This is a genomic window from Streptomyces sp. NPDC048825 (genome assembly GCF_043198355.1).
In the GTDB taxonomy this organism is placed as follows: Bacteria; Actinomycetota; Actinomycetes; order Streptomycetales; family Streptomycetaceae; genus Streptomyces; species Streptomyces xiangluensis.
Genome location: NZ_JBICUR010000041.1, coordinates 1 through 10629, shown reverse-complemented (window position 1 = coordinate 10629; position 10629 = coordinate 1). Strand labels below are relative to the sequence as shown.

Here is a 10629-nt window from a genome sequence, read left to right as displayed (position 1 = left end):
CCGTGGTAGACGAGGGCCCGCATGGTCACCCACTCCCTGGCTGACTCGGCCGGTTCTCTCCACCGTCGCTCTGGGAGTACGGCAGGGCAACCGGGGCCATCAGCTTGTCGGGCTCCTCAGTGCCGTCGGACTCCCGGGCCGGGGTGTGGGGCTCCGTTGGTGTTCATGGCCGGACGGGCGGAGATGCCGCTGCGCCGATCAATGAGAGCCAGCCGGTCAGCCCGGCCGGGTCGGCGGTCCCGCAGCGGAAGCCGACATGCCCGTCTGGACGGACGGCCACCAGCCCGCGACCGGGGCTGTTCGTCAGCCGGAGGACGGTAACCAGGGGACCGGGCGCGGCGTCCGGCGGCGGGTCGGCCTCGCGCTGCAGCAGCAGGTGCACACCCGGGCGGGCCAGCAGCTCGTGCAGCCGCCTGGGAGGTCCTTCGACGCTGACGGTCGCGTCCGGCAGGCGGTCTCCTGGGCGGGGAGCGCCGCGCAGGGGCGGTGTTCCCTCCACCGACAGGGGGCTGTGCCGGTAGTTCACCCGCAGCTGGGAGATGAGTCGGATGGCCTCGGCGACCAGCCGCCGCCGGTGCAGGAGGGCGGGTATGGCCGGGGCCGTGAGCGGAGCGGCCACCGCGCGCAACCATGAAGGGATCCGGCCGGTCGACGCCTCCGCCCAGAACGCCGTGTGGGTGAGGATCAGCCGTCGGTGGGCAGCTGCTCTGCGCTCCCTGTCGTAGGAGTCGAGCAGCACGTCGGCACCGCGCCCGTCCGCGGACTCACCCCTGGAGCCGCTCGCCGCGAAGCCGAGCTTCCAGCCGAGGTTCACCGCGTCCTGGATACCGGCGTTCATGCCCTGGCCGGTGGCCGGTGAGTAGTTGTGCGCCGCGTCCCCCGCGAGGAAGAGCCGCCCCCGGCGGAACCGCCCGGCGAGCCCGCACTGCAGCGGCACCCGCGCGGACCACGCGAGACGCTCGATCCGGGCCTGAAGCCCCGCGTCGTTGAGGAGGTGCTGGAGCTCGGCCTGCGGGACGGCGGATCCGGGTTGGCCGAAGTTCCGGCCGGCCCCGTCGGTGGACGCCCGTGTGGCCAGCAGTCTCCAGGTGGCCTGCTCGCCGAGCGGGAAAAGGAACAACAGCCCTTGGCGCCCCGCGAACACCTCGGCACCGGAGCGCTCGGAGATGCCGCCGAGGTCGAGGTCGGCGAGGACCACCTCTTCGGCGTAGGGCCTGCCGTGCCATCCGATGCCGGCCCAGGCCCGCACGGTACTGGCCGGGCCGTCGCAGCCGACGACGAAGGGGCAGCGGATCTCCTCGATGCCGTGCCGCGAGCGCAGCACAGCTCGCACGCTGTGCCCGTCGTCGCTGGCAGTGGTCAGTTCGGTGCTCCGTTCCACCGTCACCCCGCGGTCGGCGAGTGCCCGCGTCAGCACTCGTTCGACGTCCATCTGCCGCATGAGTGACAGATGGGGGAACGCCGTGTCGGGCAGTGCGAGGTCCGCGAGCCTGGTCTCGACGACGCGGGAGCCGAGATGAAGGTCGACTGCTGGGGCGGGGTCCGCCAGCTCCAGCAGGGCGTCGGTGACGCCGAGTGGGCGCAGGACTTCCAGAGTGCGGGGGTGCAGGATGAGCGCACGGGAGGGCCGGAACGGCCCGGGACGCCGCTCGACGATGCGGATCCGTGCTCCGTGGTCATGGGCCTCCAGAGCGAGGGTGAGGCCGGTTGTACCGGCCCCGACGACCAGGATGTCCACCACTGTCGTCACGTCCCGGCCTGGATGCGCCACCATGCTGCGCTGTCGTGCGGCGCAAGGTTTTCGATCAGCCCAGGATCCGCGATCACATCGTCGCGGCGCAGCCCGGGCACAACGGCATAGCTGATCGAACCAGGCACGCTGACCAGCGCCAGGACCCGCCACAGGGAACGCGCGTAGTGCTCGGCTCGCTCCGTGCCGTCCCATTCGTACACGCCGCGGTAGCGATCGTGCTCGTCGTGGGCCAGCCACAGCTTCGAGGTGAAACCAGGAAAGCCGACGAACAGCGGGGTGTTCAGCAGGCTCTCCACGCGGAACAGGGCGTGTGCGGGCCCGCGGACCAGGCGCAGCCGGAAGGTGACCACCAGCGTGCACGGGTCCTTCGCCAAACCGCTGCCGAGTCGGGTCTCCCGGTACACCCGGGCCGAGGTGCCGTCGGCGAAGCGCAGCCGCATCTCCTGCCGTTCCTTCGGCAGACGGACCCGGTGCCGCGCGAGCAGCGCGAAGGTGGAGAGGAAGCATGTGGCCACGGCCCTCCACGCCTCGCTAGGGTCGAGGGGTTTCTGTTCACCCATGGTGGCCGCCTCACGAAGTGCCGTAACGGGCGTACGGGGCCCCGGCCCTGCCACGCCTCCTGCCGGACCGGAGTGCCCCCGTACAACCACCATGAGCGAATGCGCCGTGCCGCGCGAAACCTGGTGGCGCGGGCCGGGAATTGGCCGTTGTCCCCGGCCATGTGCGGGCGTCCCAACTCGTCTAGTCCGGCTCCATGTAGGGGCGACGGAAGACCGGTGCCTGGCTGTCGGCGTGCGGGCGGATCGCTGCCAGTGCCTGGGCCACCGCGGCCTCCAGGGAACCGCTCGTGTCGACGCTGACGGCCTCAGGCCAGGGCGGTTCCGTGGCAGCCATGGCGGTGGCCACGTCGACGCCGGCGTCGGACTCCCCGGGCGCGCGGGTGGCCAGGCGGGATGTGGTCACCTCGTCTGGAACGTGGCAGTGCAGGGCAACGAGGTCGGCGTAGGTGCGTTGGGCCATGCTGAGGGCGGCTTCGCGCTGTGCGGCGTCGTGCCAGGTGGCGTCCAGGACGACGGACTCACCCTGGGACAGCAGGGTCGATGCGCGGTCGAGGAGGGCCGCGTACGTCTTGTTGGTCCATTCGGGGGAGTACAGGCCCTCGCCGTAGGCGGCGGCAGCCGGCTGTTCCGCCGGGAAGCCCGCCAGTTCCTTGCGGAGGCGGTCGCTGCTGAGCAGGGTGACGCCGAGGCGGTCGGCGAGCGCGCCGGAGAGTGTGGACTTGCCGCTGCCCGGGAGTCCGCCGACGAGGGTCAGGCCGACGGCGGAAGCGCGCAGGTGGCGCAGGGCGGTCGTGATCAGCCGGTGTGCTGCCGCCTCCGCGCCGGGCGTGCCCTGGCGAGCCTGGATCAGGGAGACCTTGGCCCGGACGAACGCGCGGTACGCGACGTAGTGGTGGCGCAGGGAGGGAGGCGCCGGGTCACCGGAGTATTCGCTGTATTCGGCGAGGAAGAACGCCGCGGCCTCCGGCGCCCCGAGCTGTTCCAGGTCCATGGCCAGGAAGGCGGCGTCGTCGAGGCCGTCGACGTAACGAAGGGTGTCGTCGAACTCCAGGCAGTCCAGAACGCGTGGGCCGTCGTCGAGGCAGAAGATGTCCTCGGCGAGCAGGTCTCCGTGGCCGTCGACCACCCGCCCCTGCTCGATGCGCCTGTCGAACAAGGGCTCGCGGCCGGCGAGGTAGCGGCGCACCAACTGCTCGATCTCCTCCACCCCGTCGGGCACGGTGCCGTCGCCGGGCAGGGCGCGGACCTGGGCGAAGCTCGCTTCCCAGCGTGAGGCCAGTGCGTCGCGCGTCCCCTGCTCGGTCACCTCCCGGCTGCGAGGTGCGCTCGCGTGGTGGGCGGCGAGCAGCCGGGCGACGGCCCGAAGGGGGTCGTCGACGGCCGCTCCTTCCCGTACCAGCCGGGAGAGGCGCCGCTCGGTGGCCATGCGGCGCATCACCACGACGGGTTCCGGTACGTCGGTGTCCGGGCTGCGGAATTCGCCGACGCCGAGATAGACGTCTGGGGCGAAACGGCGGTTGAGGACGACCTCTCTCTCGCACGCGGCCTTCCGGGCGGCCACCGTGGTGTAGTCCAGGAATGTCAGGTCGACTGGTTTCTTCACCTTGTAGGCACGGTCCCTGATGAAGAGGACCGCGGCGGTGTGTGTCTCGCGCACCTCGGCGCGCGAGAGCGACGGGGCTCTGGGGACGTCGTCCCGCCGCGCCGACGCCATCGGCTCGCCGGGGTGGTTCGGCTCAGTCATGGGGGACGACGGCGACAGGGCAGCGCGCGTGGTGGGCGGCGGCCTGGGCCACGGGGCCCAGGCGTGGTGCCAGGGGCGGGTGGTGCTTGCGTCGGCCGACGACCAGCAACTCGGCGCCTGCGGCGGCTCCTACGACGGCCCTGGCGGGGCTGTCGAGGCGGATGGCCTCAGCTACGACCACGCCCGGGAACTTCTCGCGCCAGGGGCGGAAGGCCTGGCTCAGGCCCTTCTGGGCCTCCTGCCTGACCTCGTGGGTCACGGTGTGGTCCACGCCCCATGGGGCGTACGCGTGGATCGGCACGCTGCGGCCATGGACGGCGCGGAGCGGCACGCCCCGCACCGCGGCGGTGGTGAAGGCGAATTCGAGCAGGTCGTCGCACGGTCCGTGCAGTTTCAGTGCCACCACCACGCCGCCTGCCGAACCTGATTCGGGCGCGCGACCTTCTTCCCCCCGCTCGGCGCGCACCAGGACCACGGGCCGCTCGGCGCGTGCCACCACGGGCATGCTGATGTCGCCGAGGAAGTAGCTTTCCACGGGAGTCAGGCCCCGCGAGCCGAGCACGAGCATCTCGGACTCCGACGATGCCTGGAGCAGTGCCTTCTGTGCGTCGTCGGCGACCAGGTTGCCGACGACGGTGAGGCCCGGGTGGCGCGCCTGGAGTTCCGCCTGGGCGTTGTGCATGAGCCGCTTCGCCCAGTAGTTCTGATCGATTTCCGCGGGGATGCGGGTCGGCTCCGGGGTCAGCAGGGGCCATGCGTGCAGCAGGCGCAGGGCGAGATTGCGTCGCTCGGCTTCGTCGGCGGCCCAGCGGGCGGCGGCGAGGCTCTCGGGTGAGCCGTCGAGGCCGACGGTGAGGGCTTGTTCCATGGCGACTGCCTCCGTCTCGTACGAAGCTGGAAGGACGGTGAGTGCGGTCACCGCCCGGACGGCTGCCGCCCCCGTGCGTCGGTGGCCGTGCAGGCCGGCCGTGGGGCGTGCTCGACGCGACGCACGAGCGCTGGCGCCGACCGACAGAGCACGGTGCTTCTGCATCGAGGACTACCCCAGATCTCCTCGCGGCGCATGTGGTCCCCGGCGAGGCGGCGCTCGCACGGGCGTGAAGTCCGGAGCAAGGGAGGTGGGAGCGGTGGTGGTTCCCGTGGTGGTCGGCATCGACGGGTCCGAGGCGAGCCTTGAGGCGGTGGAATGGGCCGCGGACGAGGCGGTCCGGCACGAGGTGCCGCTCCATCTCGTGCACGCGGCCGTAACAGACCACGAGACGCCCGACCTGGTGGCTGTCGCCTCGGAGCGAGCCGGCAAGAGCGCGCCGACGGTACGGCTGTCCAGTGAGGTGGTGCACGAGGACGCGGCGTCCGCCCTGGTCGGCAAAGGGCGCAACGCCTTCGCTCTGGTACTCGGATCCCGAGGGCTCGGAGATCTCGCCGGGCTGCTCCTGGGCTCGGTCAGCTTGGCCGTGGCCGCTCATGCCGACTGCCCGGTCGTCGTCGTGCGGGGTGGGCTGGAGCACCGGAACGGCCGGTTCGGGAGCGTCGTCGTCGGTGTCGAGGACGGGCAGGGCAGCGGTACGGCTGTGGACTTCGCGTTCCGGGAGTCCCATGTGCGGCGCTGTCGGCTGGTGGCGGTGCACGCCTGGAGCGTCCCGGTCGGGAACCCTGGACCGCCGGGCTTTTCCGGATACGCCCTCCAGGCCATGGGGCGCCCGCCGGCACAGGTGCTCGCTGACGCACTGCGCAGCCCTGCGGAGCGGTATCAGGACGTGCCGGTGAGTAGCGAGGTGGTCGAGGGCCCGGCGCGGCGGGCGCTCTTGGAGGCTGCGTCCGGTGCTGATCTGCTCGTCGTCGGGGCCCGCAGGCGACATGGGCACGTGGGTCTGCAGTTGGGCCTGGTCAACCACGCGGTGCTGCATCACGCGCCGTGTCCGATCGCGGTCGTACCGCAGGTGTGACCGGTGACGAGCAGGGTGGGTCGAGTGGCCGTTCAGCAGGGACCTTCGGCCCAGTGATCGGACTCTGCCGCCGTTGGAGGGTAGTGAGGGAAGCAGATGTGGCGGGGGGACGCACCAGCAACAGCTGGAGGCCAGACCATGAGCGCAAAGGATCCGCCGCACGCATCCGGTCCCCACCGACCGCACAAGGAGCAGCCCCCGCCGAGGGGCGCGAACCCACTGAGGCGTACGTCCGATCGGGCCGAAGCCTGGTGCTCCGGCTTCCTGCTGGCGGTGCTTGTCCTCGGATTGCCCGTGGCTTCGGTGAGCGCGGGGCTGGCGGTCCATGAGTCGACGATGCGCACCGTTCGAGCCCAGTCCGCGGAGCGGTTCCAGGTCACCGCTCGGGTGACCTCGGCCCCGGAGGCAGCATCGGGCGGTGCTGCGGACGAGAAGCAGAAGGTTCAGGTCAGGTGGACCGATAAGGACGGCCGGCAGCAGACGGGAAGCGCTCCTGCACCGCTGGACAAGACCGCAGGCTCCACCGTGCGGATATGGGTGGACCGGGAAGGAACCGTCAAGAACCCGCCGATGTCCGCGACCAACGCGAAGGCCGGTGGCTGGCTTATGGGCGGCATGACGGCGGTCGGCGTGTACGCCGGCTTCGTTGCTGCGCGCAAAGGCATGCGCCTGGCGTTGAACCGCAGAAGGTACGCACAGTCGGACGCCGAATGGGACCGGGTGGAACCCCTCTGGTCCGCGCGGTTCCACAGGTGACAGGCCAGGGCCCTGAGCGTGGTCCAAGAGGTGACGCAGATGTCCGATGCGACGACCACAGACCTCTACGAGGTCACGATGGCGATGTCGTACCTGCGGGAGGGGATGACCGGCCCGGCAACGTTCAGCCTGTTCGTCCGCGACATGCCGCCCGGCCGGGGCTTCCTGGTGGCCGCCGGCCTGGAGTCGTCGCTGGACTTCCTGTCCGGGTTCCGGGTCGACGCCGAGGATGTCGATTCCTTCGCCTCAGCACTGCACCGGCCTCCGCGTGATCTTGCCCCGCTGCTGGGCATGGAGTTCACCGGCCAAGTGCGGGCGGTGCCGGAGGGGCGGATCGTCCTGGCGGCCGAGCCACTGCTGGAGGTGACCGCTCCGCTCCCGGAGGCCCAGCTGGTCGAGACGTACATCCTCAACCAGGTCAACCACCAGACGACGATCGCCTCGAAAGCCGCACGGTGCGTCCTGGCCGCGGCGGGACACCCGGTCGTGGACTTCTCCCTGCGCCGCACGCACGGCCCTCAAGCCGGTTTCCAGGCCGCCCGGCTGAGCGCCATGGTCGGATTCGCCGGAACGAGCAACGTCGCCGCGGCCACCGCCGAAGGACTCTCGGCCGTCGGCACGATGGCCCACTCGTACATCGAGGCGTTCGGAACGGAGGAGGCGGCCTTCCGGGCCTTCGCCCGGTCCCACCCCGGTCCGGTGACGCTCCTGGTGGATACCTACGACACCGAAGAGGGGGTACGCATCGCGGCCCGCGTCCTGCGGGACCTGGACCGTGGGCCCGGCTCGGCCGTACGGCTGGACAGCGGAGACCTGGGAGCCCTGGCGCTGACGGCGCGCGCCATCCTCGACGCGGCAGGACGGCCGGACGTACGGATCATCGCCAGCGGCGGTCTCGACGAGTACGCAGTGGACGAACTGGTCCGCTCCGGGGCGCCGATCGACGTCTACGCCGTCGGCACCCGCGTCGGCGTCTCGGCCGACGCCCCGTTCCTGGACTCGGCCTACAAGATGGTCGAGTACGACGGCCGACCGGTGCTGAAGCTCTCCTCGGCCAAGGTGACCGCCCCTGGACAGAAGCAGGTGTTCCGCCGTCCCGGATTCGCGGACGTGATCGGGCTCCATGATGAGCAGCCGCCAGCGGCGGGCGTACCGCTGCTGGAGACGGTCATGCGGAACGGGAGTCGCACCGTCGAGCGCCCCACTCTGGACGAGAGCGGGGAGAGGTTCGCCGCCGACCTGGCCGGGGATCAGATGCAAGGAGGATGACCGATGACGCTGCCCGCGCACCATCACCATGGGAGGGGCGCTCTCCCCGCATGGGACCCCATCCGCGAACTTGAGGACCTGCACACCCGCATGGACCGTCTCATGCAGTCCGCCTTTCCCGGCGGCGCCGAACTCGGCACCGCCGGGGCATGGGCGCCGCTGGCGGACATCGAGGACACCGAGGACGCATACCTTGTGGAGCTGGAGCTTCCCGGTGTGGACAAGGACGACATCACCGTGGAGGTCACCGACTCCGAGATCGATGTCCACGGCGAGATCAAGGAGAAGGAACGCACCGGCGTGGTCCGGCGGCGCGCCCGCCACGTCGGGGAGTTCGACTACCGCACGAGTCTGCCGCCGAACTCGGACACCGAACACATCAGCGCCGAGCTGACCAACGGGGTTCTCACCGTCCGTGTCCCGAAAGCCGAGAAAGCCAAGGCGCGTCGCATCGAGGTCGCAGGCTGAGCCAAGGGCGGGAGCAGCTCTCGTTTGCTCCCAGCCCGTTCCTGCGATTCCCTCAGCTGCCCTTTGCCGAATTCTGGGAGTCGTCCGGGCGGTGCGCGATGTGCTCGGCGACAGAGACCACGCCGTCAACGCTCCGGCACAGCCGCTCGATCACCGGGATCAGGCTTCTGACCTTGACGGATCCACCAAGGCTCACATGCCCTTCGCGAACCTCGACCGTCACGTCCGAGGCGACAGGTCCCAGGGTCCCCCGCAGCAGGTCCCCCGTGATCTCGTCCCGGATGGCGTCATCACGGCGCAGGAAGATCCTCAGCAGGTCGCTGCGGCTGACGATGCCCTGCAGCCGGTCCGTCTCGTCCACCACGGGCAGTCGCTTGACGTTCTGGACCGCCATGAGGCGAGCCGCCTCGACCACGGTCCACTCCGGACGCGCGCACACGGCGGGAGCCGACATCAGCTCCTCGGCCCTGGCGCCTTCGGCCTTGGCACGCTCCCACGCCTCCAGATGCGGAACTGGTGTCAGGCCGGACGGGTCGGCCTGGGCGGAGGACTTGCGCAGCAGGTCGGCCTCGGACACCACGCCGACGGGGCGGTCGAGTTCGTCGACCACGGGTACGGCGGTGACGTCGTTGTCCGCGAGCAGTTTCACGATCTCTTTGAACGGCATGTCGCGCCGTGCTCGCACGACGTCTCGGGTCATGAGCTCTTCGACCGTACGGTGGTGCATGTCGCCTGTCCCTTCCGGGCGGAGACAGCCGGTGGCCAGGGGATGGGGCGGCGCCGGACCGGCCGTCCGGCTATCCGGATCACGGAGGTTCTCAGTCCCGTGCGGCGGCACGCCGCGCGTGGGACGTTGGGTTACAGCAGCATTCTGCGGAAACGGCGGCGATCATGCGAGCTCAACTCGGCGATCAACTCGTGGTGAAGAGCCCTGCCACCGGCGCCACCAGGCGCGAAGGCGAGATTGTCGGACTCCACCACGAGGATGGAACGCCTCCCTACGATGTGCGCTGGTCGGACACGGATGAGGTGACCCTCGTCTTTCCCGGGCCTGACGCACACATCCGTCACATCGAGCACGGGCCCGGGAGCGCACACGAGCCTTCCCGGCCACGTACGGACCAGGCAGGCGGGCAGAGAAGTGCCGAGCCCCGCGGAACCCCGCCGGGCAGGCCGCCCAATCCCGGTGACATCGGCCGCCGCGTTGCCACCGAACGCACACGCCAAGGACTGACCCGGGAAGAGACAGCCCGCCGCGCCAGAATGGCACCGGAATACCTGGCATACCTCGAAGAACAGCCTGCCGACCCGACCGTTGCCACTCTTATCGGCCTGGCCGATGCGCTGGGCACCACCACCGCCGCTCTGCGCGGAGGCGGCATCGATCTGCCGCCTGGCCTGGGCCAGGCGCTCCTGCACCCTCGGCTGCTCGACCTTCACCCCGACGAATGCCGCACCCTGATGTCCACACACGGCGTGGGGCGCGTCGCGGTGTCGACAGCGCACGGCCCGGCGGTGGTTCCGGTGAACTACGAGGTCGTCGACGACGCGATCGCGTTCCGGACCGCGCCGGACTCGGTCCCGGCCGCGGCCGTGGGATCGGAAGTCGCCTTCGAGGTCGACCACGTCGACGAAGCCATGAGCCAGGGCTGGAGCGTGCTCGTCGTCGGACCCGCGCGTGAGGTCACCGACCCTGACGCCGTGCGCAAGCTGGTCGATCGCGCCCACACCACGCCGTGGCCAGGCGGTGAACGCGAGATGTGGGTGTCGATCCAGCCCACGCGCATCACGGGGCGCCGTATTACTTCGGCCGAGCAATGAGGGAGGAGCGCCGGCCACTCCTCCCCGCCCGGTACGTACGACTGGTTCGACCTTTTACCGCTCGCCCCTCGGTCCGGCCGGAGTGGTGGACTCACCGCTGAGGTGGGGCTCGACATCCACGACGCCCTCCACTGCGCGCACGAGGCGCACGGCAACCGAGATCAGCGAGGTGTCCTGGATGTGTCCGCGGAGGGTGACGACGCCCTCGTGCACGTTTACGTGGATGGCGTGGCTGAAGGCCGGGAAGAGGTAGGACACCACGGTGCGGCGGACCTCCTCCTCGATTTCCTCGTCCGACCGCAGGAAGACCTT

11 protein-coding genes are annotated in these 10629 nt (G+C 70.5%); 5 read left to right on the top strand and 6 right to left on the bottom strand.

What is annotated here, in order from left to right:
* Positions 1 to 163: 163 nt before the first annotated feature.
* From ACGFNK_RS45620 to ACGFNK_RS45605, 4 genes are all read right to left on the bottom strand, one after another.
* Positions 164 to 1750, bottom strand: a complete 1587-nt coding sequence (locus ACGFNK_RS45620; RefSeq protein ID WP_393427305.1) for an FAD-dependent monooxygenase — start codon at positions 1748 to 1750, stop codon at positions 164 to 166.
* Positions 1747 to 2268, bottom strand: a complete 522-nt coding sequence (locus ACGFNK_RS45615; RefSeq protein ID WP_393427302.1) for a hypothetical protein — start codon at positions 2266 to 2268, stop codon at positions 1747 to 1749. Before ACGFNK_RS45615 ends, ACGFNK_RS45620 begins: the two co-directional genes overlap by 4 nt.
* Positions 2269 to 2494: 226 nt before the next feature.
* Complete coding sequence (locus ACGFNK_RS45610; RefSeq protein ID WP_393427311.1) at positions 2495 to 4027, bottom strand: AAA family ATPase; 1533 nt, start codon at positions 4025 to 4027, stop codon at positions 2495 to 2497.
* Between the two features lie 22 nt (positions 4028 to 4049).
* On the bottom strand, positions 4050 to 4925 hold the full coding sequence (locus ACGFNK_RS45605) for a universal stress protein (protein ID WP_393427308.1): 876 nt from the start codon (positions 4923 to 4925) through the stop codon (positions 4050 to 4052).
* A gap of 259 nt (positions 4926 to 5184) precedes the next feature.
* Between ACGFNK_RS45605 and ACGFNK_RS45600 the strand changes: the two genes are divergently transcribed.
* The 4 genes from ACGFNK_RS45600 (at position 5185) to ACGFNK_RS45585 (ending at position 8496) form a co-directional block, all read left to right on the top strand.
* Positions 5185 to 6003, top strand: a complete 819-nt coding sequence (locus tag ACGFNK_RS45600) for a universal stress protein (protein ID WP_393427300.1) — start codon at positions 5185 to 5187, stop codon at positions 6001 to 6003.
* A 138-nt stretch (positions 6004 to 6141) separates the two neighbouring features.
* On the top strand, positions 6142 to 6759 hold the full coding sequence (locus ACGFNK_RS45595; RefSeq protein ID WP_393427297.1) for a hypothetical protein: 618 nt from the start codon (positions 6142 to 6144) through the stop codon (positions 6757 to 6759).
* A 39-nt stretch (positions 6760 to 6798) separates the two neighbouring features.
* Entirely contained in the window at positions 6799 to 8028 is a 1230-nt protein-coding gene (locus tag ACGFNK_RS45590; RefSeq protein WP_393427294.1) for a nicotinate phosphoribosyltransferase, read from the top strand.
* 3 nt (positions 8029 to 8031) lie between these two features.
* On the top strand, positions 8032 to 8496 hold the full coding sequence (locus ACGFNK_RS45585) for an Hsp20/alpha crystallin family protein (protein WP_393427291.1): 465 nt from the start codon (positions 8032 to 8034) through the stop codon (positions 8494 to 8496).
* A 52-nt stretch (positions 8497 to 8548) separates the two neighbouring features.
* Here ACGFNK_RS45585 and ACGFNK_RS45580 read toward each other — a convergent pair whose 3' ends face one another.
* Positions 8549 to 9223, bottom strand: coding sequence for a CBS domain-containing protein (locus ACGFNK_RS45580; RefSeq protein ID WP_393427288.1), 675 nt, complete (start codon positions 9221 to 9223; stop codon positions 8549 to 8551).
* Positions 9224 to 9387: 164 nt separating this feature from the next.
* On the opposite strand from ACGFNK_RS45580, the gene ACGFNK_RS45575 reads away from it, so the two are divergent.
* Entirely contained in the window at positions 9388 to 10317 is a 930-nt protein-coding gene (locus ACGFNK_RS45575; RefSeq protein ID WP_189325420.1) for a DUF1918 domain-containing protein, read from the top strand.
* 54 nt (positions 10318 to 10371) lie between these two features.
* On the opposite strand, the gene ACGFNK_RS45570 is transcribed toward ACGFNK_RS45575, so the two are convergent.
* Positions 10372 to 10629, bottom strand: a 258-nt coding sequence (locus ACGFNK_RS45570) for a BON domain-containing protein (RefSeq protein WP_393427285.1), incomplete at its 5' end; no start/stop codon positions are given.